The organism is Bradyrhizobium sp. AUGA SZCCT0160 (assembly GCF_018130105.1).
Taxonomy (GTDB): Bacteria; Pseudomonadota; Alphaproteobacteria; order Rhizobiales; family Xanthobacteraceae; genus Bradyrhizobium.
In genome coordinates, this window is sequence record NZ_JAFCMD010000001.1 from 351,311 (window position 1) to 374,996 (window position 23,686).

General features: G+C 63.0%; 25 protein-coding genes. 17 read left to right on the forward strand and 8 right to left on the reverse strand.

What is annotated here, in order from left to right; genetic code table 11:
* Nucleotides 1-59 precede the first annotated feature (59 nt).
* Genes JQ558_RS01740 through JQ558_RS01755 form a run of 4 tightly spaced genes read left to right on the forward strand, consistent with a single transcriptional unit; the run spans nucleotide 60 to nucleotide 3,811 of the window.
* Complete coding sequence (locus tag JQ558_RS01740; RefSeq protein WP_212292660.1) at nucleotides 60-995, forward strand: ABC transporter permease; 936 nt, start codon at nucleotides 60-62, stop codon at nucleotides 993-995.
* The gene (locus JQ558_RS01745; RefSeq protein WP_212206948.1) at nucleotides 992-1,813 is read left to right on the forward strand and encodes an ABC transporter permease; all 822 of its coding nucleotides are present in this window, start codon (nucleotides 992-994) and stop codon (nucleotides 1,811-1,813) included. Before JQ558_RS01740 ends, JQ558_RS01745 begins: the two co-directional genes overlap by 4 nt.
* On the forward strand, nucleotides 1,810-2,790 hold the full coding sequence (locus tag JQ558_RS01750; RefSeq protein ID WP_212292661.1) for an ABC transporter ATP-binding protein: 981 nt from the start codon (nucleotides 1,810-1,812) through the stop codon (nucleotides 2,788-2,790). The genes JQ558_RS01745 and JQ558_RS01750 overlap by 4 nt, the downstream gene beginning before the upstream one ends.
* On the forward strand, nucleotides 2,783-3,811 hold the full coding sequence (locus JQ558_RS01755; protein WP_212292662.1) for an ABC transporter ATP-binding protein: 1,029 nt from the start codon (nucleotides 2,783-2,785) through the stop codon (nucleotides 3,809-3,811). The genes JQ558_RS01750 and JQ558_RS01755 overlap by 8 nt, the downstream gene beginning before the upstream one ends.
* A gap of 160 nt (nucleotides 3,812-3,971) precedes the next feature.
* On the opposite strand, the gene JQ558_RS01760 is transcribed toward JQ558_RS01755, so the two are convergent.
* Nucleotides 3,972-5,576, reverse strand: coding sequence for an FAD-binding oxidoreductase (locus JQ558_RS01760; RefSeq protein WP_212292663.1), 1,605 nt, complete (start codon nucleotides 5,574-5,576; stop codon nucleotides 3,972-3,974).
* Nucleotides 5,577-5,631: 55 nt separating this feature from the next.
* Nucleotides 5,632-6,363 carry a protein-L-isoaspartate(D-aspartate) O-methyltransferase gene (locus JQ558_RS01765; RefSeq protein WP_212206945.1) on the reverse strand — a complete coding sequence of 244 codons (732 nt, stop codon included), beginning with the start codon at nucleotides 6,361-6,363 and terminating at the stop codon, nucleotides 5,632-5,634.
* Between the two features lie 372 nt (nucleotides 6,364-6,735).
* Here JQ558_RS01765 and JQ558_RS01770 point away from each other — a divergent pair, with 372 nt between their 5' ends.
* Nucleotides 6,736-7,731 (forward strand): ABC transporter substrate-binding protein, encoded by a 996-nt coding sequence (locus tag JQ558_RS01770; protein ID WP_212292664.1) that lies wholly within the window; start codon nucleotides 6,736-6,738, stop codon nucleotides 7,729-7,731.
* 242 nt (nucleotides 7,732-7,973) lie between these two features.
* Here the strand turns inward: JQ558_RS01770 and JQ558_RS01775 are convergent, their stop codons facing one another.
* Nucleotides 7,974-8,201, reverse strand: coding sequence for a cysteine rich repeat-containing protein (locus tag JQ558_RS01775; RefSeq protein WP_212206943.1), 228 nt, complete (start codon nucleotides 8,199-8,201; stop codon nucleotides 7,974-7,976).
* Nucleotides 8,202-8,388: 187 nt separating this feature from the next.
* On the opposite strand from JQ558_RS01775, the gene JQ558_RS01780 reads away from it, so the two are divergent.
* The 7 genes from JQ558_RS01780 (at nucleotide 8,389) to JQ558_RS01805 (ending at nucleotide 15,467) form a co-directional block, all read left to right on the forward strand.
* A complete protein-coding gene (locus JQ558_RS01780) occupies nucleotides 8,389-8,598 on the forward strand; it encodes a hypothetical protein (protein ID WP_212206942.1) in 210 nt (69 codons plus the stop codon).
* A 139-nt stretch (nucleotides 8,599-8,737) separates the two neighbouring features.
* On the forward strand, nucleotides 8,738-8,872 hold the full coding sequence (locus JQ558_RS37805; protein ID WP_283813732.1) for a hypothetical protein: 135 nt from the start codon (nucleotides 8,738-8,740) through the stop codon (nucleotides 8,870-8,872).
* 302 nt (nucleotides 8,873-9,174) lie between these two features.
* Nucleotides 9,175-11,076: a Spy/CpxP family protein refolding chaperone gene (locus tag JQ558_RS01785; protein WP_249142277.1), complete on the forward strand. Its 1,902-nt coding sequence runs from the start codon at nucleotides 9,175-9,177 to the stop codon at nucleotides 11,074-11,076.
* Nucleotides 11,077-11,263: 187 nt separating this feature from the next.
* Nucleotides 11,264-12,943: a hypothetical protein gene (locus tag JQ558_RS01790; protein WP_212292665.1), complete on the forward strand. Its 1,680-nt coding sequence runs from the start codon at nucleotides 11,264-11,266 to the stop codon at nucleotides 12,941-12,943.
* 10 nt (nucleotides 12,944-12,953) lie between these two features.
* Nucleotides 12,954-14,447: a UbiA family prenyltransferase gene (locus JQ558_RS01795; protein WP_212292666.1), complete on the forward strand. Its 1,494-nt coding sequence runs from the start codon at nucleotides 12,954-12,956 to the stop codon at nucleotides 14,445-14,447.
* Between the two features lie 211 nt (nucleotides 14,448-14,658).
* Nucleotides 14,659-15,132 carry a VOC family protein gene (locus JQ558_RS01800; protein ID WP_212292880.1) on the forward strand — a complete coding sequence of 158 codons (474 nt, stop codon included), beginning with the start codon at nucleotides 14,659-14,661 and terminating at the stop codon, nucleotides 15,130-15,132.
* A 104-nt stretch (nucleotides 15,133-15,236) separates the two neighbouring features.
* Complete coding sequence (locus JQ558_RS01805) at nucleotides 15,237-15,467, forward strand: DUF2798 domain-containing protein (protein ID WP_212292667.1); 231 nt, start codon at nucleotides 15,237-15,239, stop codon at nucleotides 15,465-15,467.
* A 48-nt stretch (nucleotides 15,468-15,515) separates the two neighbouring features.
* Here JQ558_RS01805 and JQ558_RS01810 read toward each other — a convergent pair whose 3' ends face one another.
* From JQ558_RS01810 to JQ558_RS01820, 3 genes are all read right to left on the reverse strand, one after another.
* Nucleotides 15,516-15,749 carry a pentapeptide MXKDX repeat protein gene (locus tag JQ558_RS01810; RefSeq protein ID WP_212292668.1) on the reverse strand — a complete coding sequence of 78 codons (234 nt, stop codon included), beginning with the start codon at nucleotides 15,747-15,749 and terminating at the stop codon, nucleotides 15,516-15,518.
* Between the two features lie 111 nt (nucleotides 15,750-15,860).
* Nucleotides 15,861-17,111, reverse strand: a complete 1,251-nt coding sequence (locus tag JQ558_RS01815; RefSeq protein WP_212292669.1) for an MFS transporter — start codon at nucleotides 17,109-17,111, stop codon at nucleotides 15,861-15,863.
* Between the two features lie 113 nt (nucleotides 17,112-17,224).
* A complete protein-coding gene (locus JQ558_RS01820; protein ID WP_212206934.1) occupies nucleotides 17,225-17,716 on the reverse strand; it encodes a cupin domain-containing protein in 492 nt (163 codons plus the stop codon).
* 297 nt (nucleotides 17,717-18,013) lie between these two features.
* On the opposite strand from JQ558_RS01820, the gene JQ558_RS01825 reads away from it, so the two are divergent.
* A complete protein-coding gene (locus JQ558_RS01825) occupies nucleotides 18,014-18,730 on the forward strand; it encodes a peroxiredoxin-like family protein (RefSeq protein WP_212206933.1) in 717 nt (238 codons plus the stop codon).
* A 13-nt stretch (nucleotides 18,731-18,743) separates the two neighbouring features.
* Here JQ558_RS01825 and JQ558_RS01830 read toward each other — a convergent pair whose 3' ends face one another.
* Complete coding sequence (locus JQ558_RS01830) at nucleotides 18,744-19,640, reverse strand: LysR family transcriptional regulator (RefSeq protein WP_212206932.1); 897 nt, start codon at nucleotides 19,638-19,640, stop codon at nucleotides 18,744-18,746.
* A 168-nt stretch (nucleotides 19,641-19,808) separates the two neighbouring features.
* Here JQ558_RS01830 and JQ558_RS01835 point away from each other — a divergent pair, with 168 nt between their 5' ends.
* Both JQ558_RS01835 and JQ558_RS01840 read left to right on the forward strand, forming a co-directional pair.
* Nucleotides 19,809-20,633, forward strand: coding sequence for a 3-hydroxybutyrate dehydrogenase (locus JQ558_RS01835; protein WP_212292670.1), 825 nt, complete (start codon nucleotides 19,809-19,811; stop codon nucleotides 20,631-20,633).
* 33 nt (nucleotides 20,634-20,666) lie between these two features.
* Nucleotides 20,667-21,824 carry a patatin-like phospholipase family protein gene (locus JQ558_RS01840; RefSeq protein WP_212292671.1) on the forward strand — a complete coding sequence of 386 codons (1,158 nt, stop codon included), beginning with the start codon at nucleotides 20,667-20,669 and terminating at the stop codon, nucleotides 21,822-21,824.
* Between the two features lie 24 nt (nucleotides 21,825-21,848).
* Here the strand turns inward: JQ558_RS01840 and JQ558_RS01845 are convergent, their stop codons facing one another.
* Nucleotides 21,849-22,481 (reverse strand): LysE family translocator, encoded by a 633-nt coding sequence (locus JQ558_RS01845; RefSeq protein ID WP_212292672.1) that lies wholly within the window; start codon nucleotides 22,479-22,481, stop codon nucleotides 21,849-21,851.
* Nucleotides 22,482-22,853: 372 nt separating this feature from the next.
* On the opposite strand from JQ558_RS01845, the gene JQ558_RS01850 reads away from it, so the two are divergent.
* Together JQ558_RS01850 and JQ558_RS01855 are read left to right on the forward strand one after the other, a co-directional pair.
* Complete coding sequence (locus tag JQ558_RS01850) at nucleotides 22,854-23,075, forward strand: hypothetical protein (protein WP_212206928.1); 222 nt, start codon at nucleotides 22,854-22,856, stop codon at nucleotides 23,073-23,075.
* Between the two features lie 6 nt (nucleotides 23,076-23,081).
* The gene (locus tag JQ558_RS01855) at nucleotides 23,082-23,501 is read left to right on the forward strand and encodes a hypothetical protein (protein WP_249119352.1); all 420 of its coding nucleotides are present in this window, start codon (nucleotides 23,082-23,084) and stop codon (nucleotides 23,499-23,501) included.
* Nucleotides 23,502-23,686 lie beyond the last annotated feature (185 nt).

The window sequence follows — 23,686 nt, forward strand, 5'->3', positions numbered from 1 at the left end:
TCGCCCTCCCACCATCGTAAAAACGCAAAAAACGATAGAGGGAGGGAGGAACAGGTCTGATGCTTTCGTTCGCGATCCGTCGAATCCTGCAAACCGTTCCGACCGTGCTGGCCGTCGTGCTGGTGATCTTTGTGCTGTTCAGCGTCGTGCCGGGCAGCATCATATCGAGCATGAACGATGACGGCCGCGGCCCGACGGACCCGCAGGTCGTCGAGCGCATGAAGAAGCAGCTCGGCCTCGACGAGCCCGTCTACATCCGCTTCAGCTCCTACATTGCCAAGCTCGCAACCGGCGATTTCGGGACGTCGTTCCGGACCCGCGAGCCGGTCACGACCATGCTCGCCAAACGGATGTGGCCGACGCTGCAATTGATCTTCGCGTCCATGACGTTTGCGATCGTAATCGGCGTACCGCTGGGGTTCATCGCGGCGCTGCGGCCGGGCAGCTTCGTCGACACGCTCTCGATGGTCCTGGCGGTGTCGGGCCTTTCAATGGCCAAATTCTGGCTCGGGCTGCTGCTGATGTACCTGTTTGCGTTGAAACTCGGCTGGCTGCCGAGTTTCGGCTATGGCGATGGCGGGCTCAAATATCTGATCCTGCCTGCCGTGACCCTCGGCGTCTCGCCGATGGCGCTGCTGGCGCGAACGACGCGCGCCGCGGTTCTCGAGATCATGACCGCGGATTTTGTCCGTACCGCGCGCTCGAAGGGCATGAGCGAGACCCGGGTGGTGAAATGGCATGTGATGCGCAATGCGCTCGTCCTCATTCTCACCACGATCGGCCTGCAGTTCGGCGCGTTGATGGGACAGGCGGTCGTTGTCGAGAAACTGTTCTCCTGGCCGGGCATCGGCTCGCTGCTGGTCGACAGTGTGCTGCAGCGCGACCTTCCTGCCGTCCAGGGCTCCATCCTCGTGGTGGTACTGTTCTTTCTGACCATCAATACGATGATCGACCTGCTCTATGCCGTGATCGATCCCAGGATCAGATACGCATGAGGTTAGGGGCCAATCTCGTTATCGGCGGGGCATTGTTCGCGCTTGCGATCTTCGTCGGCCTGCTCGCGCCCTGGCTGGCGCATACCGATCCCGTCATGGATGCCAACCTCTTGAATGCCGAGGAGCCACCGAGCTGGATCTGGTGGTTCGGCACCGATGCGCAGGGCCGCGACATTTATTCCCGCGTCGTGCACGGCGCGCGCATCTCGCTGACGGTCGGCATCGTCTCGCAGCTCGTCAACAGCGTCATCGGCGTGACACTGGGCCTGACCGCGGGCTATTGGGGCGGCTGGTGGGACGATTTCGTCAATGGCCTGACCAATCTCATGCTCGCGATCCCGTCGCTGATCTTTGCGCTGGCCATCATGGCGGTCCTTGGACCCGGCCTGACCAGCCTGCTCATCGCGCTCGGCTTGACCAACTGGTCCTTCACCTGCCGGATCGCACGGGCGTCGACGCTCTCGCTCAAGAGCCAGGGCTATGTGCAGGCCGCAAAAGTGCTCGGCTACGGCGATTTGCGTATCATGATCACCCAGCTGCTGCCGAACATGGTCGGCCCGATCATCGTCATCGGCACGCTGGGCATGGGCGGCGCAATACTGGCCGAAGCCGCCCTTTCGTTCCTCGGCCTCGGGGTCCGCCCGCCCTATCCAAGCTGGGGCAGCATGCTCTCGGAAGCCCGCGACCAGATCACGACGGCGCCGTGGCTGTCGATCTTCCCCGGCCTCGCCATCTTCCTGACGGTGCTCGGTCTCAATCTGCTCGGCGACGGCTTGCGTGACGTTCTCGATCCGCAGTCGCGGAGCCGGCGCACATGACGGGGCCCCCTCTGCTCGAAGTCGAGGATCTGCGCATCGATCTCAACTATCGATCCAGCCATGTTGCGGCGGTCGAGGGCGTTTCGTTCCGCATCGACCGTGGCGAGACTTTTGGACTCGTCGGTGAATCCGGCTGCGGCAAGAGTATTACCGCGCTCGCCTTGATCGGCCTGTTGCGCCAGCCGCTTTCGATCGGCGCCGGCGCCATCCGATTTGACGGCCGGGAAATCCAGAGCCTTTCGGCGGCCGAGCAACGCGCACTGCGCGGCAACCGCATCGCCATGATCTTCCAGGAGCCGATGACGGCGCTCAATCCGGTCTCGCCCGTGGGCCGGCAGATCGCCGAGATGTTCGTGCTGCATCAGGGCAAGGACTGGCGGGAAGCCAACCGACTTGCGGTGGAAGCGCTGGCGAGCGTCCGCGTCCCCGCACCCGAGCGGCGGGTGAAGGATTACCCGCACCAGCTTTCGGGTGGCATGCGCCAGCGCGTGATGATCGCCATCGCTCTCGCATGCGGGCCGGATCTTCTGATCGCCGACGAGCCGACCACCGCGCTCGACGTCACCGTACAGGCGGAGATCATCGAGCTGATGCGCAATCTATGCGCCGAGCGAGGCACCGCCATCTTGATGATCAGCCATGATCTCGGCCTGGTCGCCAATGTGTGCCGCCGCGTCGCCGTCATGTATGCCGGCCGCATCGTCGAGGAGCGCGGCTCGGACGACATCTTCCGCGCCAGCGCGCATCCCTACACGCAAGGCCTGGTCGACTCGCTTCCGCGGCTCGGGAGCCGCGCGGCGCTTGGCCGGACACGGCTGACGGAGATTGCGGGCGTCGTGCCGGCGATCACGGATTTCCCGGACGGCTGCCGGTTCAATCCACGCTGCGCGCGGGCGACCGACGTTTGCCGGACCACCGAGCCGGCGACGACGTTGCTCGGTGCAGGCGGGCTGGTCAGGTGCCATCACCATGCATGAACCGGCGGTAAGACCCGGCGACGATGTCATCCTCAGCGTAGAGGATCTCGCGGTCCATTTTCCCGTTGGTGGCGGCTTGCTGGGCGGCGGCCGGCGGCTGCTCCGTGCGGTCGACGGCGTCGATCTCGAACTGAAGCGCGGCGAGTGCCTCGGTCTTGTCGGCGAATCCGGATGCGGCAAGTCGACATTGGCGCTTTCGATACTGGGCCTGCAGGCACCGACACGGGGCCGCATCGTGCTGGACGGACAGGTCGTAACGGGAGGGCGATCGGGCGATCGAAAGGCGCTGGCCCGTATCGTGCAATTCGTGTTTCAGGATCCCTATGCCTCGCTCAATCCGCGCCAGACCGTTCGCCGCACGCTGGAAGACCCGCTGCGCCTGCACGGCGTGACGGCCAAGAGCGAGGTCGACGACCGTGTCGCCACGATGCTCCGGCATGTCGGCCTGCGGCCCGAACAGGCCGGCCGCTACCCGCATGAATTCTCGGGCGGCCAGCGTCAGCGCATCGGCATCGCCCGCGCGCTGATCCTCAATCCCAGGATCGTCATCTGTGACGAACCCGTATCGGCGCTGGATGTCTCGATCCGCGCCCAGATCATCAATCTGCTGCTGGAACTGAAGGAAACGCTCGGCCTCTCCTACATCATGATCAGCCACGACCTCGGCGTGGTCGAGCACATGAGCGACCGGGTCGCCGTCATGTATCTAGGCCGCATTGTGGAGAGCGGCCACTGGCGCGAGATCTTCGAACGGCCGGCGCACCCGTATACGCAGACCCTGATATCCGCCATTCCCGATCCGCTGCGCCGCGCGCCGCTTGCTACGATACCGGGTGAGCTTCCCAATCCGCTCAATCCGCCGGACGGCTGTGCGTTCAGTCCGCGCTGTCGTTACGCCGAAGCCGTGTGTCGTCGCGAGCCCCGGCCATCGCTCGAAACGCGCCCCGACGGACACGCGGTCCGCTGCTGGCGAGCCGACGAGATTGCCGGTGAGACGGCGCTGGCCGTGACGGAAAACTGAAATACCCAGGACGGTGGGCACGTGACGCTATGAGTCCAAAAACGGGACTTTACCGGAAAACCAGCCATGTCGGTTATTTGCCAACAACGGACTCGTGCACCGCAGCGGATGGCACAATCATTCGACACACCCTCGCAGCCAAACCCCGCTGGCGCGTCGATCAGCCTTGCGGATCGATGAGCACTCCCGGGTTAAGCATGCCTTGCGGATCGAGTTCTCTTTTTGCTGCCCTAAACGCGGCCGCGAAAAGTCCCGGGCGCTGCCGATCGTACCAGGGCCGATGATCACGGCCAACAGCGTGATGATGCGTAATAGTACCACCCGCCTCAATCAGCGCATCGCTGGCCGCATTCTTGATCGCCTGCCACTGCTCCAGAAGAGCACCGTGGCGGCCGAGTGCGTGGAAGGAGAAATACGGTGCGGGCCCGTCCGGATAGACATGGGTGAAGCGGCATGTGACCTCGCCTTTTACGCCAGTCGCCTGGAGGATCGCACGCTCCGTCGCCGCCTTCACTTCATCGTGGAAACTTTCGAACCGATCCCAGGTGATAGCGGTCTCAAAGGTGTCATTGATGAGACCGGCCGGCGTCAGAAACTCGCGCGCATAGGGCATACGAATGAATGCATTGCGCCAGATTCCTGCCGTGCCTTCGAGATGTGCATCGCCGGCCTTTGCGACCTCCGGCGTCCCGCCATGGTCGGCGCAGCATTCGAGCGCGCGTGCCATCCAGGCGTCCGGTGAATGGTCGCCGGATTCAAAGCCCAGCACCATGATCGCGACGCTGCCATCGGCGGCGCCGGTGTTGAATGCCTCTTGCGCGTCAAGGATGCGGCAGTTCGATGGATAGAGGCCGGCCTGTGCGACGGCGCGCAGCGCGCGCGCCGCACCGAAGAACGAATGGAAACGAACCGATGCGCCGGCACGGAATTTCGGGCGTGGCTGCAATCGCATCCAGGCGCGCGAAATCACCCCGAGCGTGCCTTCCGAGCCGATGAACATGCGGTCGGGGCTCGGTCCGGCACCCGATCCCGGCAAGCGGCGCGTTTCCAGCACGCCGCGCGGGGTTACGACGCGCAGGCTTTCGACGAAATCGTCAATATGCGTGTAGAGACTAGCGAAATGGCCGCCCGATCGCGTCGCGATCCACCCGCCAAGGGTTGAATACTCGAAACTTTGTGGAAAATGCCGCAACGTGAGCCCATGCGGCTTAAGCTGGCTCTCCAGGGAGGGACCATAGGCACCACCTTCGATCAGTGCGGCGCGCGATATCTGATCCACCTCGATAACCTTACCGAGATTACGGAGGTCAAGAGTGATCGCTGCCTTATAGCGAAGCCCGTCGACTCGCGGCTCGACACCGCCGCAGACGCTCGACCCGCCCCCGAATGGCGTAAGCGAGGCGCTGGCACCACCGGCCCAATCCATCACAGCGGAAATCTCTGCTTCGTTGCGTGGATAGGCGACCACGTCGGGCGCGCTGTCGTAGTCGCCGAGCATGGCTCGCACGTAGTCCGGATAGGATTTGCCATACGCGTGCGCGACGCGATCGTAGCGTTCGCTCGTGCAGAAAGCGGCAAGTGAGGCCGGCGGCGCCACGCGCGGCGCGCGCAGCGCCAGGTCCTCGAGACGCGGGACAGCTTTTGTCTCGAATGCATCGCGTGCAAATTTTGCGCGGTAACGGCCGAGCACAAAGGCCTGCTCCTCAGCAGTCATGCCTTCGTCTTCGCGGCCCCAACCGTAATGTTTTAGCCTCGCATCGCTCATGGCTTCCTCGTTCTGTTTTCAACTGTGAGTTTGGAGTTAGCCGCCATACCGGCTCTTAATCATGTGAACGCGTAAAGGGCACAAAGCGCACGAGAGCGACGGCGCGCGTTGTCGTCTTGTCGGGGGCAATTTTTTCGACGACCGTGAGGTGCTGAGTGGTGTAAGCGGGCCCGACCGGCATGACGAGCCGACCACCCACTTTAAGCTGCTCAATCAGCGGCGGTGGTGGCTGCCCGAGCGCGGCGGTCACGACGATGGCGTCAAACGGACCGCATTCGGGCCAGCCACCATAACCGTCGCCAAGCCTGACGCTTACGTTTTCATACGCGAGGTTTCTCAGTGTTTTCGCAGCCGTCTCGGCCAATGCCGGGATAATCTCGATTGTGCAGACCTTTCGCGCCAGGTGCGCAAGGATGGCGGCCTGATAGCCCGAGCCCGTACCGACTTCGAGCACGACATAATCCGGAGCGATGCGGGCTAACTCAGTCATCAAGGTGACGACGAACGGCTGCGATATGGTCTGGCCGAGGCCGATCGGAAGCGGCCTGTCTGCGTATGCGATGGAGCAAGATCGCTCAGGGATGAACAGATGGCGTTTCGTTTGCCCCATGGCCTCGAGGACCCTCTCCGACAGGGCCTGCTGTCCCAAACCACTGGCGTAGGACCGGGCGTGGGCCCGGATGGTTTCGACCATGGCGGCGCGTTCGCGGACACATTCGGTGTCCTGTGCGGTCGCTTCCCGCGCGACGGCAACCATGGAAAGCACGAGCAGCAGCAAGTTCTTCATGATGGTGCGGTCTCCAGTCGGTCCACGATTCGCGTCGACCGCTTGAGGGCAACGAGTGGATTCGACCCATCAGCCGCGAAAACACGGCGTCCAGCGACTGACCGTAATTCGGCAAGCCCTGATACCATGACTGCATTTGGCCGGTAAGTTGACTTCTCCGCACACATCGCCGCGGAAATGCGCGCAAAGCAACGTCGCTTGTTGCGATCAAGTATGACAGAGGACCTGACCGAACTAACGCCCCTCATCGGATTCAAGGTCCGCAAGCGCGGTGCAGCCCAATAGGCGATTCGTCACAGCTGGTCGCGTCCGGTAAGTTCGCTCGTGAAGAGATCTTCAGCGGCCGGCTCAGATCCAGTGAGAGGTCATCGAATGAAACGGCGCGAGTTCATTGGAACCATTGGTACGGTCGCTCTGCTCCCGTTGATGGCACGGGCGCAACAATCGAAGAAAGTATACCGGATCGCGATATTGCATCCATCGCATCCGGTAGCTGAGCTGACCGAAGTCAGCAGTTTCCGGTACTGGCGCGAATTCTTCCAGGAGCTTCGCCGGCACGGCTATGTCGAGGGACAGAACCTGACAATCGAGCGCTATTCCGGCGAAGGGCGTGTCGAGAGCTATCCTAAACTCGCCCGTGATGTCTCAACTCGCAGTCTCGATCTGATTTTTGCGATCACGGTGTGGATGGTGGCCCCTCTCAAAGATTCGACCCGCACCACCCCGATCGTTGCGATGACCAGCGATCCGGTCGATCTGGGCCTTGTCTCAAGCATGGCACGGCCGGGTGGCAATATCACAGGTGTCAGCGTCGATGCCGGACTGGAGATTTGGGGCAAGAGGCTTCAGCTTTTCCGGGAGGTCGCCCCAGCAATATCGAAGCTGGGAATTCTGGCTTTGCGACGAAACCCCGAAGGAGCTGCAATGCAGGCGACGGCGGAGAAAGCAGGCATCAGTGTAGTGGGCTCCTCTTTTCTCGATAGTGGGAGCGAGCCAGAATATCGTCGTGTCTTCGCCCTCATGTCACAGGAAGGCGCCGACGCGCTCTTTGTCGATGGCAGTCCGGAACACATTACGAAGCGACAACTAATCGGCGAACTGGCTGAGAAGTACCGGCTGCCGGCCATTTATCCATTTCGTTCATTTGTGGAGGCCGGCGGGCTCATGGCCTATGGCATCGACTTTCTGGAGATTTTTCGCCAAGTCGCCCGTACGATTGATCAAATCCTCAAGGGTGCGCAACCCGGTGATATTCCGTTCCAACAACCTACGAAATTCGAACTCGTCATTAACCGCAAGGCTGCGACCAACATTGGGTTACTGCTTCCAGAGCCGTTGCTCGCTCGCGCCGACGAAGTAATCGAGTAAGCGGATTGTGACTTCCGTTGTTCGTCAGAATAATCGGGCTCGAACGTCCGCTTTTCGGCAACGATGCTGATCGAGGGCGAACTGGCCCGCCAAATCCACCGGCACGGTTCGGAGTTCTCGGGACGATCGCGTGTTTCATCAGAAATTCGGCTACGGCACGCCGTGGAGATCGACGGCAACAAGCTCACCATCGCGTTCGGAATCCGGCGCGTTGCAACGCGCTGACTCAAGAAAAGAGCGCCTCACATGCCGCGGCTGGCAAATACCTTTTGGCAGCTCGAGCTCAGCTTGGCCCTGTTCTGTTGCAGGCATGTTTGAACCGCTCCATCATCGCCCAATTGCTTTCGGCAAAAGCGCTGTGCATCTCGTGTGCAGGCCTGCTGTTCTTGCGGTGTACCCTTGTGACCCTGTGCAAAAGACAGCGAGGTCTCGGTCAGCAGAATGACCAGAACCAGGACGATTGAACGCATAACGATGCTCCCTATGTTGACCGGAATAAACGTTGCTCCCGGTCTGCGGTTCCTCGATCGACATAGCCCCGTGGCAGCGCCGGCCTTCGATCCGATCCGCCGGGATGAAACATATTCTCGGGAAAAAGTGGCAACTTTTGTCGCCCGATCGAATTGAATGTAAGCGCGACAGATTTTGGAGTTCGAAATGGACGACGATTTTCCGCTGAAGACTGCTGTCGATCGAGCCTGGACAGTGCACTTGGCCACGCACGATGATGTGGACGCGGCCGATCCGCGTCGTTGCTCGCTTGAGAGGTACCTGAGCGGAAAATGGCAGGCTGGTGAAAGCGATCCCGAAGAACTGACATGCTCCGGCCTTTCGTATCTGGATCGCCTGGGATCCGAGAGTTGGTGATGGCAAGCTTTGCAAAGGCCCTGACCGGACTCGCAATACAAAGCGCGCGACCGGATTGGACGCTGGCCGCCATTGCAAGTCTCATGGCAGCCGGCGTCGCGACGTCGCTTCGATATGCGTTTGGATAAGGGTCTGACCGATGGCGGATACGCGCGGCTTGAGATTCATCGGACTTGCCTTCGCAATCGTGGCCCTGGCCGTCACTGCAACAGCGGCGGTGGTTGCGACCGCTGAGGCCGAGCGGCTCGACGTGCAATCGACCCGCCAACCGTAAAAAGTCCTGCGCCGATTTTGAGTTTCGTCCGGTCTTGAGTTTCGTCAGGCTTGCGCGCCGCCAGCCTGCGTCGCAAAGCCGCAATGGCGGTCATAGACCGATTGCCGCGCTCGCGCGTTGAGCGTGACGGGCGACTAACGAGCTGCCAGGTAGCGACGATCATGCTTGCACCCAGCCTTCGCCTTTCAGCATTTCTTCTCGGCGTTTCGATGGTCGCGGCGAGCGTCGGCTCATCCGCGGCTCAGGAGAAAAGGCATGGTCCGCCTGCGGGCGCGGGCGGGCCCGCGGGTCCGCCGCCCGGCATGGCGCGGCCTGCCGCCCCGCCACCCGCCATGGCCCGTCCTGCCGCCCCGCCCCCCGCCATGGCGCGGCCCGCCGCCCCGCCACCCGCCATGGCGCGGCCCGCCCCACCTCCTGCAATGGCCCGCCCTGCACCGCCGCCTGCCATGGCGCGGCCCGCCGCGCCGGCAATGCGTCCGGCTCCGCCGCAACAGCGTCCGGCCATGGCGCCGCGTCCGGCGCCGCAGATCGCGGCGCCACCGCGCCCGGCCGCTCCGAGGATCGCGGCACCACCGCGCCCAAGCGCACCAGCTGCCGCGGTTCCATCCCGGCAGGATCGGATCGGCCAGCGCGAGCAGCGCATTCAGCCGCCACAGCAGGCGATTCAGGAGCGGCAGCGCGACGGGCTTTCGCCCCGCAACGCGCAGCGCCAGGAGCGCATCGACCGGCTGCAGCAGCGCGTGCAGGACCTGAAATCTCAACAACCGCAAGACCAGCGCGCCCAGCGCGCCCAGCAACGCTTGCTGCAGACGGAACAGCGGCAGCTCCAGCGCGAGGAGCGACTGCAGCGGCTCCAGCAAACCGCGCAGGAACGGCAGCGCGACACGCTCAACCGGGAGAGCGCGCAACGCGAGCAGCGCATCGACCGCTTGCAGAAGCGCGTGCAGGAGCTGCAGGCGCGCCAGCCGGATGGCGTGCGGGCGCAACGCGTGCAGCAACGATTGCTGCAAACCGAACAGCGGCAGCTCCAGCGCGAGCAGCGCCTCCAGCAACGTGATGTGGCGCGCCGGCAGGAATTGGGAATGCCGCCGCCTTCCGGCAGGCAGGCCGAGACCGTCGGTGCAGCCGTGCAGGCCGCCGCCCGCGGGCGGTTTGCCGAACGCTTCCGCAGCAATCCTGATCCGCAGGTCCAGGCGGCGCTCGAGGGCGGGCGGCATGGCTGGGCTCCCCGCCACGCCTGGAAGCGCGGCCTGCGCGCGGCATTCGTGCCGTGGGCCGGCCACGTGTTCTGGCCCTATGCCTATTCCGACATTTTCGAATACACGTTCTGGCCCTCCGGCTACGACGTCGGTTATTGGGCCTACGCCTATGATGACTTCGTCGATACCGTGTTCTGGGGCGCGGACAGTCCGTATTCCGCCTACGCCAGGCTCAGCCCGACCGGGCGCCAGGAGAGCGACGGCGTGATCGGCGGCTCCCGGCCGCGCGACAGCTCGGGCATGAGCCAACAGGCTCTCAGGCAACTGTGCGAAGCGCCTGAAAAGGGCATCACCGCATGGCCGATTGCTTCAATCGAGGAAGCGGTGCGGCCGACGTCCGAGCAGCGCGCATTGCTCGACGAGTTGAAGGACGCAGCTGCAATGGCCGCTGCCGCGTTCAAGGAATCCTGCGGCGATCAGTATGCGATGACTCCGCCCGGCCGCTTGCGGTCGATGACGAAGCGCATCAGCGCCACGCTCGAGGCGGTGCGGACCGTGCGGCCGGCCCTGGAGAAATTCTATGGCGCGCTCAGTGACGAGCAACAGGCTCGCTTCAACGCGCTCGGTCCTGATATCGGCGATCGCTCGAAACCGCAGCCGCAGCAGGAAGCAAACGCGCAGGATACTTGCGGCGAGCCGAAGCCCAGCCTGACCAACCTGCCGATCGAACGGATCGAGACGGTGATACGTCCGGCGGGCAAGCAAAAGGAAGCGCTCGACCGCCTGCGCGACGCGACGGAGAAGGCCGTTCAGACGCTGCAGGCGGCTTGTCCGGTGGACGTGCCGCTCACGCCGGTCGGACGCCTGGAGGCGATGGAGAAGCGGCTCGAGGCCATGCTGCAGTCAGCCAAGCTGGTGCAGCCGGCGCTCGACGATTTCTATGCCACGCTGGCCAGCGAGCAGAAGGCGCGCTTCAACACGCTGGGACGGTTCGCGGGCCGCTGATTGCAAGCGATCGATCGCCGAAATTGTGTGCCAATGATCGACATTGTTGTGTCAACAGCGTCACTCTGAGACGCCGCAAAGCAGTGCGATGAACGTTCATCTTAAATAGTTACCGTAATTCTTAAATCGAGTTTGCTCCCGCTCCAAAAGACCATATCGACCGAAGCGCGATAGCTGAGGGTTCGATATGTCGGAAGCAATTTATGACCTCATCAGGTCCCGGGCAGCACCTTTCAATTGGCGGATCGCCGCGATTGCAGCCTTCACGGTCCTGGTCGTGGCAGTTGCGGCCATGGTCCACGTCGTTCCCTACGGCCGCGCGGTGTGGGATTTCGTCTTCATCCTCGATGGCGCCTATCGCATCGGCCACGGCCAAATTCCGCACGTCGATTTTTCTTCGCCGATCGGCGCGCTCACGCTTTATCTGACCCATTTTGCCGAACGTCTGTTTCCCGGCGGGCAGCCGTTCATCGGCCTGCACGCGCTGGCGTGGCTGATGGTGGTGCCGCCGTTCGCCGTCATCGCATCGCGCATTCAATCGCCCTGGGGTTTCGCCGCCAGCTTCGCGGTTCTCGCCGTGGTGGTTCTGGTGCCCTACACGCTCGACTCCACCATGCTCTCCGAGATCAGCTATTTTGCCACCTATAACCGTTTCGCCACCGCGATCCTGTTCCTGGCAGCATTGTGGTATGTGCTGCCAAAGGCCCGTGGCGACGGCGTGTTGCTGGGTTACCTGCTGACCGCCCTGATCTTCATCAAGATCACCGCCGCTATCGCAATGCTCGGCCTCGTCGTTACGGCCGTGCTGCTCGGTCGCGCGCGAGCCGCCGCGCTGTTCGCCATGCTGTTCGTTGCCGCAGCGTTGGCGGGACTGGTCGAACTGGCGACCGGAGGGCTCGTCTCCGGCTACCTGCACGACATCGTCTCCATGAGTGCTTTGAACCGGGGCGGCGCCGCTTTCCGGCTCGCCGCCTCCGCGGCTCGCAATTGGCTGCCGCTTGTGGTCACGATCACGATCGTCGTGCTCGCGGCCCGCGAACTCGATTTCACCGCGGCGGTTCGGCGTCCGCTCAATTTCGTGCGCGACACCCTCGCCCGCGAAGCCTTCGTCGTGGACGCAGCGCTGCTGGTCGCGGTCGCACTGGCCGCGGAGAGTCAGAACACCGGCGGCGTCGGCTTGATGGCCGCCGCGGCCGTCCTTTTCCACCCGAGCCTGCGCACGACCCGTGGCTGGCGTCTGATCGCCGCGGCGGTCCTCGGCGCGACGCTGGTGCTGCCAGTGGCCGATGTCGTCGAAAAGCGCGTCGTTTCGACCTTTGTAAGGGAAAAGCAGGGCACGACCGACCACGGCTTTGCGACGTTCCTTCCGGGCATGCGCGTACCAACAGCCACCCTCGCCGGCTCCCGGCTGATGACGCGCCTGCAATCCGAATGGCTGCCTTTCCTCGACGAGACCGCCAACAACGGCTTCGATCTCGACGGCGATCCCGGCAGCACCAGCCCGGCCACGCGCGCGGCATGGGCCATCAGCGTTGCCGAGGCCGGCGTGAACTTCCAGCGGCTTGGCTACGCGACCAAGGCGCAGCGCTATACGACCATCGATTTCGCCGAATCCTTTCCGCGGCTTCTCGGCCTGACACCCGCGCGCGGCACCACGCTGGCGATGGATTTCCGCCGAACCGTGCCGGCCTTCTCCGTAGCCGACGCGTCAGCCTATCTGGCGGACGCGGACGGTGTGTTTTTCCGCACCTGCATTCTCCCGGGCGCGACCGACACCAATCCTGCGACCTTCCGCACCGTGCTGGAACGGGAGTTCACGCGACACAAGCTGCATCCCTGCTGGGATTTCTACAGCCGTACCCGCTGAAAGGGCCCGCATGTCTACCTTACCCCTGCCGCTTGCACTCTCCGATTCGCCACTCTCCGATCCGCGCGAGGCACCGCAACCGCGGCCGCTGATCCTCGATCTCGATGGCACGCTGGTCCGCGCGGACATGCTGCTCGAGACCGTGCTCGCGCTGCTTCGAGCCGCGCCGTGGCGGTTGTTCGAGATCGGCCTGTGGATGCTGCGTGGCCGCGCCTATCTCAAGCGCCGTCTCGCCGAAGAGACGAACATCGAACCGGAAGTTCTGCCGTTCAATGAAGAACTGCTCGCCTACGCGGCCGATATCGCGGCGAGCGGACGGCCGGTCTATGTCGCCACCGCCGCCGACGCCAAGGTCGCGGAAAAGGTTGTGCGGCGGATTGCTTTCATTCGCGGCGTCATCGGCAGCGACGGCCTGCGCAACCTGAAGGGCGAAGCGAAGGCACAGGTTCTCGCTGAAAGATTCCCTGATGGATTCGACTATGCCGGCGATGCCCGCGCCGATATTCCGATCTGGCGCCGCGCCAACAATGCCATCGTTGTAGAAGCGGCAAGTTCGGTAGAGCACGCCGCCGCCAGCGTCGCGACCGTCGCCAGGGTGTTCCCGCGGCCGTCCCGGATCCGTGCATTGGTGCGCAGCATGCGCCCGCACCAATGGGCGAAGAACGCGCTGGTTTTCGTGCCGCTGGTTCTCGCTGGACTGGTCTCCCACGTCGACGCGGTCTACGCGACGACATGCGCGTTCCTTGCGCTCGGTCTGGTCGCCTCATCCACCTATCTCGTCAACGATATCTGGGACCTGACCGATGACCGCAGCCACTGGTCGAAGCGAAACCGGCCGCTGGCGAGCGGACGCCTGCCGCTTGCAACGGCGATCGCCGCCGTTCCGATCGGACTGTTCGCCGGCATCGCCGTGGCGGCGCTGGCCGGGCCGGCCACCGTTGCCGTCGTGCTGCTGTATCTGGCCGTAACCCTGCTCTATTCGTTCGCGGTGAAGCGCATCCCCATTCTCGACGGTTTTGTTCTCGCCGGATTGTTCACGCTGCGCCTCGGCGCGGGCATCGTGGCGTCAGGGGCGCCGCCGTCGCCCTGGCTCTTGGTGTTCGCGATGTTCCTGTTCGCCTCGCTCAGCTTCGCCAAACGCCACACCGAGGTCGCCCGCGTCATCGAGCGCGGCGGAACCGAAGTCCGCGGCCGCGGCTATAAGTCCATCGACCTGCCGCTCATCATGGGCATCGGCATGGCGACCGGGGTGGCCGCCGTGCTCATCATGGTGCTCTACATCATCAACGACGCCTTCCGGCAGAGTTTTTACGGCAACACCGCCTGGCTCTGGGCCTTTCCGGCCATCCTGTTCCTGTTCGTGTGCCGGATCTGGCTGAAATGCGGCCGCAGCGAGCTGCACGACGATCCCGTGGCTTTTGCCGTCACCGATCGGCCGAGCCTGGCGCTCGGCGGCGCCCTGATGGTGTGCTTCGGACTGGCATGGTCGGGCGTGTTCGGCTGACACGGCGCCACCTGCGCATCGATGCCGCGGAGGTTCCGCGTCGTCGGACGTAGAAGACACAGGTTGGCGCCCTGCAAATCAACCAAAAAAAAGCCGTAGGACGATGTCGGATTCGGCCGACCCCGTTCGTCGTTTCGCCGGGCCGATCAGGCCGGCTGGATACCGCAAGCGGCAGCCAAGCGAACCGAAAGGATGTGAAATGGCCAAGAAGATTGCGAAAAACACGATTTGCGTCTGGTACGACAAGGACGCCGAGGCGGCCGCCCGCTTCTACGCCGGAGTCTTTCCCGACAGCGCCGTGCACGCCGTCCACCATGCCCCCGGTGACTACCCGTCCGGCAAAAAGGGCGACGTGCTGACGGTCGATTTCACGGTTGCCGGCGTCTCCTGTATCGGCCTCAACGGCGGCCCCGCGTTCAAGCAGACCGAAGCATTCTCGTTTATGATCACCACCGAAAACCAGGAAGAGACCGATCGCTACTGGAACGCCATCGTCGGCAATGGCGGCCAGGAGAGTGCGTGCGGCTGGTGCAAGGACAAATGGGGCGTCTCCTGGCAGATCACGCCGCGCGTGCTGCTGGAGGCGATGGCGGCCGGCGGCGCTGAAGCCAAGCGCGCCTTCGATGTCATGATGACCATGAAGAAAATCGACGTCGCCAAGATCGAAGCCGCGCGGCGCGGCTGATGCTCGCCGGATAGAGTGGCTGGTCCGGCGGGGACGCAATCGCGGCAACCATGTTAGGCATAGCTCTTGCTTCCTGACAGGGAACTATCCCTGTCGAGGCTCGTATGTTGGGAATCCCGCGGCGCTATAGCCATTTTGTCTATGGTTTCATCCAGTCGGGGTTGACCTGCGCGATAGCGGCGGCGATCGCCAGCTTTCCGCTGGTCGGGTCCGGCCATTTCGTGATGCACTGGCTGCAAGCCTGGCTGTTCGCCTGGATGCTGATGCTGCCGGTCGTGCTGTTCGCGGCGCCCGTCATCCGGCGCCTCGCCCATGCCATGACAAGGGAAGAATAGCAGGCTCGCTTCATTGAACCGAGCCTGCAGCTTTCTGGCGACCGGACCTTACTTCTTCATGCCGTCTTTCGACATCGCATCCTTCGACATGCCGTCGTGCTTCTTCATCGCGTCCTTGGACATCGCATCGTCCTTTTTCATGCCGTCCTTGGACATCGCATCTTTCGCCATCCCGTCCTTGCCCACCTTGTCCTGCGCGTAGGCAGCGGGCGCGGAGGCAAGCCCGACCGAGAGAGCGAGAGCGGAAATCGAGAGCAAGGTGCGCAGATTCTTGGTTGTCATGTTCAGTACCCTTTGTTGTGCGTGTTAGCGGTGAGCCGCTGTTTCGATTACGTTGATCGATCGGCCTTCGTTACGAATGACGATCGAACGGTGGTGAACAAATCGCTGTGATCAATCGGCCGTCATTGCCGGCATCATTGGCGTCTCTCCTCTGTTAGATGGAAGTTTGAGTTGTGTGGTCATCATTGCCGCGATCGCGAGCGACGCTCCGACGCCCGCGACGCAGGCGCTCCAGCCAAAACGGTCGAACAGCTGGCCGAGCACGGCGCTACCCGCCATGCCGCCGAAGAAGTAACAGGCGAGATAGGTCCCACTGGCGACGCCGCGGTTGTCCTGCGCGGCCTGACCGACGAAACCCGTCGCCGCGGCCTGCGCAAAGAAAGTGCCGACGCCGACCAGCACCATGCCGGCGAGTACGTACGGAAGATGCGATGACAACATCATGGGCAGGCCGATCGCGGCGAGCGCGAGCGCACCAGAGATCACCTGCCGGGAGCCAAACCGTGCGACGGCTTTTCCGGCAAACGGCGTCGTGATCACGGAGGGTGCAAAGACGAGATAGACGAGCCCGAGGTCCATTCGTCCGAGCGACAGCGGCTCGCGAACCAGAACGAAGTTGACGAAAGTGAAGGTGCCGATGAAAGCGAACAGGATGCAGAATCCGATCGCGTAGGCGGCGCGCAGCGACCGGTTGCGCCAATGGGCGATGCTTGCCTCGAACGGAGACAGCGCCGCCGGCATCGCATGCATCGGCCTGGCGCGCGACACCGTGAAATACACCAGCGCCGCACCGGCCAGATTGAGCAGTGCGAAGAAATAGAAATTCGACGCCAGCCCGAACGTATCGACCAGCGCGGCCGACAACAACCGGCCGATCAGATTGCTGGCGACATTGCCGGCGATATAGGCCGCGAACGCGCCGCCGGCGTCCATCGAGCTGCATTGCTCGCCGAGATAGGCCAGCGTCAAGGCAAAGGCCGACGCCATGCAAAGTCCCTGCAACACACGCAGGATGGTGAACGCGGTAAGATCGGGTGCGCCCGCCAGCAGCGTCGTGGGAACCGCGAGCAGAACGAGGCTCACGAGGATGCCGAACCGACGGTCGATATACCGGCTAAGGGAGCCGACCACGATACTTGCGACTGCCATGCCCAGGGTGCTGGCATTGACCGCAACACCCATCGCGGCCGGGGTTACATCATAATGCTTCGTCAGGGAGGGCAGGATGGCCTGTGTCGCGAACAGGTCGACCACGGTGAGAAAGGCCGTGAGGCCGATGACGAGCGAGCGCAGCACCACGCCCGGCGAGGGGTCGCGCATGTTTATGGCGTGCGTCTTCATTGGCACGGAGGTATCGGCCATGGCGCGTCTCGCTGGGTGATGGAAGGGATGTGACGCCTGGGCGTGCGGGGCAACACGGGGGATCCCAGGACGTCACATCGGCAACGGGCGCCGGAAGCGCGCGTTACATCCGGTTACATGTGGTGGTCATGCGGATCCTTGCGAACGTCGCCGACATAGAGAATGACCGTCTCTTTGCCGAGATTCTTCCACCAGTGCGACACGCCGGCGACTTCGGGTCTGATCTCGCCGGCCTTGTGCACGATCGGTTCGGCGCAGTTGCTGGCGTATTCGACGATTTCGCCCTGCTGCACGAAGATCAGCGCCGGACGGTCGTCATGGCTGTGCCACGGCACGATGCCGCCGGGCTCGATCGTCAGCTTGCGGAAGCGCAGTTCGCGATCCCTGATGTTGGCCGGCTGTTTCTCGAGGTTGATCGCGCCGAGCGTGACGTCGGTGACGCCGACCGCCTTGTGGTCGACCTTGTCGCGGACATTGGCCTGCATCTTGCCGGCAGGACATTCGCCGGCGAAAGCCGCCGGTGCGGTCGCGAGCGAGCCCGCGAAAATGCCGGCAAGCGCGAGGCCGTGCCAGCGCGTGCGGGATGTGACGTTGGATGTGGACATGTCGTTGTCTCCTCGTTTGCCTTTACGTTGCCTTTACGTTGCCTGGGGCCCGGATGATCTGGCCGGCTACGTCACGACATTCGTTGAAACCACTTGAGGAATGAAATGCCGGTTGGCTCTCGACTCGATAGCGCGGCGCTATGCGTGCCCGGCTCGATACGCCGCCGCTATCAAACCCATTGGGCGACGGCATTTCATACGCGGGGCAATCCACCCTCTGATGGGTCAGCGCCACCCCTTGCGGGCAGCCCGCGCTGGAAAATAGTATCAAGTCAAACCGACCGGCCGGAGTACGACATGACCCAGCTTTCGCCTGCCAACGCCGAACGCCTCCGGCAGGCCTTTCAGCGCTGCCGCGACATGGAGGGTTCGCTCGGTAACCGATTGCAAGCCTATGCCGCCGCCGGTCGCGATTTCTTTCCTGCCTACAGCGAGGCGGTCGATCGTCTGGTCGCGCGAATCCACGAGAACGGCGGCGGCGAGAACGCGCCGCAGCCGGGCGAGGTGATGCCGCCGTTCATGCTGCCGGACGAGACCGGCCGGCTTGTCAGCCTGACATCGCTGATCGGCAACGGGCCGGTCATCGTCATGTTCTATCGCGGCCATTGGTGTCCCTACTGCCGGCTGAACGTGATGGCGATCATGCAGGCTCAGGACGAGATCAGCGCGCTGGGCGGACAGATTGTCGCGATTATGCCGGAAACGCAGAAGTACGCCGAGCGCTTCAAATCCGAGGCCGGCGCCCCCTTCCCGGTGCTGACCGACCTCGACAACGGCTATGCATTGTCGCTCAATCTTGCGATCTGGCTTGGAACGGAGATCCAGCAACTGCTCTCCTATCTGGACCTGTCGGATTTTCACGGCAATGACGGCTGCATGCTGCCGATTCCCGCGACCTTCGTGGTCGGCCGCGACGGGCTGGTGAAGGCCCGCTTCGTCGATCCCGATTTCCGCAAGCGAATGGAGATCGACGAACTGCTGGTTGCGGTTCGAACCGCCAGCGAGGATCGCTAAGACATCGCTAAGCTTAGGCGATCCTGCTCAGGAATTGCTGCCAGTCCGAACCGCGCAGCATCCTCATGACGGCGGACGCCACCGCCGTGCGCTCACGCCCGGCGACACCATAGAGATGAACCGTGCGGCGCGATTCCAGTCCCTCGACCGGAGCGCGTTTCAACGTGGTTGGAAGCGAAGCGGTGTGAGGAACCACGGCGACGCCGATATCGGCTTCCAGGAGTTCAATCAGGTCGCGCTCCGACGAAATCTCGTGGTTGCGATCAACCGCAACCCCATGCTCGCGAAGCGACCGGCTTAGCGAAGCGGAATGTTCGCAGTAATTTCGCGACAACCATTGCTCTGCCCGCAGGTCGTTGAAACTGATTGTGTCGCGCTCCGCCAGCGGATGCCGCCGGCTGACGACAAGATCGAAATCCTCGGTGAACAGCGGCCAGGTATCCAGCCGGTCCCAGTCGCCGCCGAGTTCGGCAGCGATGCCGAGTTCGGCGTCGCCCTTCTTCAGATACTCGCCTACTTCCTCGCTGTTGCCGCGCAAGAAACGAAATTCGAGTTGGCTGAACTGCCGCCTGATCTGGTCGAGAAACGGCACCAGAATCGACAAATCGACCGAGTGGCTGAGCGCAATCCGAAGCGCCCCGATTTCACCGCTCTTGAACGACGACGCCAGCATGCGCGCGCCGCTGGCGGCGTCATAGCATTGCTGTAGCAGCGGGTGCATCCGCAGGCCGAGCTCGGTCAATTGCGCGGCCGGCCGTTCCCGGCGGAACAGGTCGCCGCCCAATTCGGCCTCGAGCTGCTTGATCGCCCGCGTCAGCGATGGCTGCGTGACGTTGCACTCGTCGGCGGCGCGCGTGAAATTCAGCGTCCGCGTGACGGCGAGGAAGTATCGTACCTGATGCATTTCCATGATCGTGCTGCCCCGATCTATCTGGCACGCAGACTAGCCGATCAAGGCCCCCAATGACACTCAAACCGCGATAGCGGGAGCCTATGGTGTAGGAAGCCAAAGGGCATTTCAAAATACGGCGCCCATCCTGCAGGTTTCAGCCCATCAGGCCGCAGGAAAGGGACCGTCATGAACATTCAGGTAAAGGCGCGGGATACCAGGGCCACGCGGCCGCTCGCCGGGAAGGTCTCGCTGGTCACGGGGTCAACCAGCGGTATTGGCCTCGGGATAGCGCGGGCACTCGCCGAGGCCGGATCTGAGGTGATGCTGAACGGTCTGGGGGTCGCCTCGGAGGTCGCCAGGACCAAAGACCAGATCGAGGCGGATTTTGGCGTCCAGGTCAGCTATTCCGCCGCCGACATGACTCGGCCGGAGGCGATCGCCGAGATGATCGCGGCTGTCATCGCCAGGCACGGCCGGCTCGATGTGCTCGTCAACAATGCCGGTATCCAACATGTCGCGCCAATCGACCGGTTTCCGGTCGAGAAATGGGACACGATCCTGTCGATCAATCTGTCATCCGCGTTTCACGCCATTCGGCTCGCCCTGCCGGCGATGCGTCGGAACAGGTTCGGTCGCATCATCAACATCGCCTCCGCCCATGGACTGGTCGGATCACCCTTCAAGGCGGCCTATGTCGCCGCCAAGCATGGCATCGTCGGGCTGACCAAGGTCGCCGCGCTGGAGACCTCCGAAGAAGGCATCACATGCAACGCGATCTGTCCGGGCTACGTCTATACGCCGCTGGTTGAAGCGCAGATCGACGGCCAGGCCAGGGCGCACGGCATCTCCCGCGATCAGGTAATCCATGACGTGCTGCTGGCACAGCAACCAAACAAGCGCTTCGCGACAGTCGAGGAGTTGGGTGCGTTGGCCGTCTTCCTCGCCAGCGACGCCGCGGCATCGATCACCGGCATCGCGCTGCCGGTTGATGGCGGCTGGACCGCGCACTGACGTGCCGAACATAACCAAGCAAAGGAGCGTGACATGAACGACGTCCGGGCCGGTTTCTCAACGCTGAAGTCGCTCGCGAAATCCGAGCCCGGCCAGGTCGTGCTGGTGTTGCAGGGCGGCGGCGCGCTCGGCTCCTATCAGGCCGGCGTCTATCAGGCGCTGCACGAAGCCGGCATCGAGCCGGACTGGATCATCGGGACCTCGATCGGCGCCATCAATGCCGGCCTGATCGCCGGCAATTCACCGCAGAAGCGGTTGCCGCGGCTGCGCGAATTCTGGAAGGAGATGGAGCAGAACACGCTCTGGCCTCTTCGCGACATCTTTCCGGGCTTCAACGAAAAGCTGTCCTATTGGTCGACCGTGACCCATGGCATTCCCGGCTTCTTCAGGCCGAACCCGCTGGCGCATGCCGGCGACCTCTATCCGCTCGGAGCCGATCAGGCCGGCTATTACTCGACCGCGCCGCTGGAGCGCACGCTGACCGAACTGGTCGATTTCGACCTCGTCAATCAGTGCAGGCCGCGGCTGACGGTCGGCGCGGCGCATGTCCGCACCAGCCAGATGCGTTATTTCGACAGCCGCGATGGCAAGCTCGGCGTCAAGCACATCATGGCGTCCGGCGCGTTGCCGCCGGCGTTCCCGGCCGTTCGCATCGACGGTGAGTTATATTGGGACGGCGGCATTCTATCGAACACGCCGACGGAGGCCGTGTTCGACGACAACCCGCGCCGGAATTCCCTGATCTTCGCCGTACACCTCTGGAATCCGACAGGTAGCGAGCCGACCACGATGGCGGAGGTGTTGAATCGGCACAAGGACGTGCAGTATTCCAGCCGGATCGCCAGCCACGTCGCGCGCCAGCAGCAGGCGCATCGGCTGCGCCACGTCATCAATCAGCTCGCCGCGCGCCTGCCGGAGTCCGAGCGCAACAGCGAAGCGGCAAAGGAACTGGCGAGCTATGGTTGCCCGACCCGGATGCATGTGGTGCGGCTGCTCGCTCCGCAGCTCGCCCGCGAAGACCACACCAAGGACATCGACTTCAGCCCATCCGGCATCCTGCAACGCTGGGACGCCGGCTATCGCCACACAAGGGCGGTGCTCGAACACAAGCCGTGGCTCGGCGAATTCGATCCGCTGTCGGGCGTTGTCCTGCACGAGCAGACGGAACTGTTGGCGGAGGCGGCCGAGTGACGGCCTGACACCGAATTTTCGTTGTCAGGCGTGACGCCGGCTGAATAACAACAGGCCACCCATCGTCGCGAACAGCCCACCTGTTACCTTGTTGATCCAGCGCATGTGCCAGCTGGAGCGCAGGACGGGCGCGATCGCGGAAACGCCGAAGGCGCACATCGCCAGCACGCTGAATTCGCATGCGATGAAGGTAAGGGCGAGGATGGAATATTGCGCGGCGAACGGCTCGGCCGGGTTGAGGAACTGCGGGAAGAACGCGGTGAAGAACAGGATGGCCTTGGGATTGCTCGACCCGACCAGGAGGCCCCTGACATAGTGCGAGCGCAAGCGCCGGCCGCTGTCCGCCGGAGCGCTCTTGATATCGACGGCTTCCGCGGTGTTGCCGAACGTCTTGATGCCGAGCCAAATGAGATAGATCGCCCCGATCACCTTGACCACGGTGAAGGCAAGCTCCGATGCCGCGAGCAATGCACCGAGGCCCAGCGCCGAAAGCGCCATGACGCCGAGGACGGCGCTGATGCTGCCAGCCGCGGCCGCCAGCGCGCCTGACTTGCCTTCGTTCAGGGCCGTCGTCATGCAGGTGAGCATGGTTGGGCCGGGTGACAGCACCAACACGGCCACGGCGGCCAGGTACAGCAAATAGGTCGTCAAGGTCATTATTCGCATCCATATGCGTAGTGAGGTTCAAGCGTGCGTAGTGAGGTCAAGCGACACCCTGTCGGGTGTGCCAGCCGGTGATGGCTATGACGGAGGCAGGCCCATTTCATTAGCAGTTGGGTAGCCGCCCACCCAGCCTCTACTTGCACCAAAAGCGACGCGAATTACCCTGAGGGCCCGCTCCCCGTTCGGAATGTGAACAATTTCGACCAGCGCAGCGGAAAATTGCTCCCTGCCCGCATTTCGAAAATGAATCGCCCATTTCTGAACCGGCCGGCGGGCGACAATTGTATTTTGGCGAGCCTTTGGAACTTTTCGGAACTTCTGCCATTGCAGATTTGCTGATGGTGCGAACCCCAAGGAGTGTTTGCAATGGCAACCCAAATCGTTATGGACCACACCGGCGATACCCGCCATGAATTTGATGCGAACGACGCGAAGGCGTTGCTTGAAGCGGAAAGGCGCTTCGAACAGCTCACAGGCGCCGGCTTCACAGCGGCAATCAGAACTTCCTCTGGCGATCCGACGATAACCCGCAGGTTCGATCCGAAAGCCGAAGAAACCCTGTTTTATCCAAGGCTGGTCGGCGGTTAGCGTCTCATGTTGCAGACAACGCTACGTAACGCGGTCCGTAACATCAGGCAATTGCTGGCGGATAGCGCGAACCGCTGGCAATTGCTGCGGGCTCAATATCGGGAATTGGGCTGCCCTCAAAGGGAGGTGCGCGGCATAAGGTTGCTGCAAGCATGGCTATCGCCTGAACAACTGGTTCAGTTCAACAAATACGGGTATTTCGAGGTCACGGGCTGCCAAAGCGGCAAGCGATACCGGATCTGTTATGGCACCGCGACAAATATTCATGAACTAGACCAATATGGGCGCCCGAAAGCCGGTTGGTGTTTTGTGCCAAACCAGCCACTGGTGCCCGGCGACGTCATGCTGGCACAGAAAATTGCTTTGGAAACCGACGAGTGGGCTGCGCTGGCGGTGGCTAAATCGTTCAGGCCGACCTGGCATTGAACAGATTTGCCCCAAGTCCTTGGCCTAAGTCCTCCTTGGCCTAAGTCCTTGGCCCACGGTCCACTGCGCCGCGACAGGAGAAGCGCCAGCGATCCTGATGCGGCGCAGCGCGGGCGGCGCCGCTGCACTGCGGCGGCATGATGTGCACTGCGATCGAGCTTTGTCGCGATTGTGGCAGCCTTGCC

Coding starts and splice junctions, on each gene's coding strand:
- JQ558_RS37805 (WP_283813732.1), top strand. CDS start 8,738: ATGGCGGATACGCGCGGCTTGAGATTCATCGGACTTGCCTTCGCAATC.
- JQ558_RS01840 (WP_212292671.1), top strand. CDS start 20,667: ATGAACGACGTCCGGGCCGGTTTCTCAACGCTGAAGTCGCTCGCGAAA.
- JQ558_RS01765 (WP_212206945.1), bottom strand. CDS start 6,363: ATGAAGAACTTGCTGCTGCTCGTGCTTTCCATGGTTGCCGTCGCGCGG.
- JQ558_RS01785 (WP_249142277.1), top strand. CDS start 9,175: ATGGCGCGGCCTGCCGCCCCGCCACCCGCCATGGCCCGTCCTGCCGCC.
- JQ558_RS01760 (WP_212292663.1), bottom strand. CDS start 5,576: ATGAGCGATGCGAGGCTAAAACATTACGGTTGGGGCCGCGAAGACGAA.
- JQ558_RS01805 (WP_212292667.1), top strand. CDS start 15,237: ATGTTGGGAATCCCGCGGCGCTATAGCCATTTTGTCTATGGTTTCATC.
- JQ558_RS01850 (WP_212206928.1), top strand. CDS start 22,854: ATGGCAACCCAAATCGTTATGGACCACACCGGCGATACCCGCCATGAA.
- JQ558_RS01775 (WP_212206943.1), bottom strand. CDS start 8,201: ATGCGTTCAATCGTCCTGGTTCTGGTCATTCTGCTGACCGAGACCTCG.
- JQ558_RS01780 (WP_212206942.1), top strand. CDS start 8,389: ATGGACGACGATTTTCCGCTGAAGACTGCTGTCGATCGAGCCTGGACA.
- JQ558_RS01740 (WP_212292660.1), top strand. CDS start 60: ATGCTTTCGTTCGCGATCCGTCGAATCCTGCAAACCGTTCCGACCGTG.
- JQ558_RS01830 (WP_212206932.1), bottom strand. CDS start 19,640: ATGGAAATGCATCAGGTACGATACTTCCTCGCCGTCACGCGGACGCTG.
- JQ558_RS01815 (WP_212292669.1), bottom strand. CDS start 17,111: ATGGCCGATACCTCCGTGCCAATGAAGACGCACGCCATAAACATGCGC.
- JQ558_RS01770 (WP_212292664.1), top strand. CDS start 6,736: ATGAAACGGCGCGAGTTCATTGGAACCATTGGTACGGTCGCTCTGCTC.
- JQ558_RS01855 (WP_249119352.1), top strand. CDS start 23,082: ATGTTGCAGACAACGCTACGTAACGCGGTCCGTAACATCAGGCAATTG.
- JQ558_RS01845 (WP_212292672.1), bottom strand. CDS start 22,481: ATGACCTTGACGACCTATTTGCTGTACCTGGCCGCCGTGGCCGTGTTG.
- JQ558_RS01835 (WP_212292670.1), top strand. CDS start 19,809: ATGAACATTCAGGTAAAGGCGCGGGATACCAGGGCCACGCGGCCGCTC.
- JQ558_RS01790 (WP_212292665.1), top strand. CDS start 11,264: ATGTCGGAAGCAATTTATGACCTCATCAGGTCCCGGGCAGCACCTTTC.
- JQ558_RS01825 (WP_212206933.1), top strand. CDS start 18,014: ATGACCCAGCTTTCGCCTGCCAACGCCGAACGCCTCCGGCAGGCCTTT.
- JQ558_RS01820 (WP_212206934.1), bottom strand. CDS start 17,716: ATGTCCACATCCAACGTCACATCCCGCACGCGCTGGCACGGCCTCGCG.
- JQ558_RS01750 (WP_212292661.1), top strand. CDS start 1,810: ATGACGGGGCCCCCTCTGCTCGAAGTCGAGGATCTGCGCATCGATCTC.
- JQ558_RS01795 (WP_212292666.1), top strand. CDS start 12,954: ATGTCTACCTTACCCCTGCCGCTTGCACTCTCCGATTCGCCACTCTCC.
- JQ558_RS01745 (WP_212206948.1), top strand. CDS start 992: ATGAGGTTAGGGGCCAATCTCGTTATCGGCGGGGCATTGTTCGCGCTT.
- JQ558_RS01755 (WP_212292662.1), top strand. CDS start 2,783: ATGCATGAACCGGCGGTAAGACCCGGCGACGATGTCATCCTCAGCGTA.
- JQ558_RS01810 (WP_212292668.1), bottom strand. CDS start 15,749: ATGACAACCAAGAATCTGCGCACCTTGCTCTCGATTTCCGCTCTCGCT.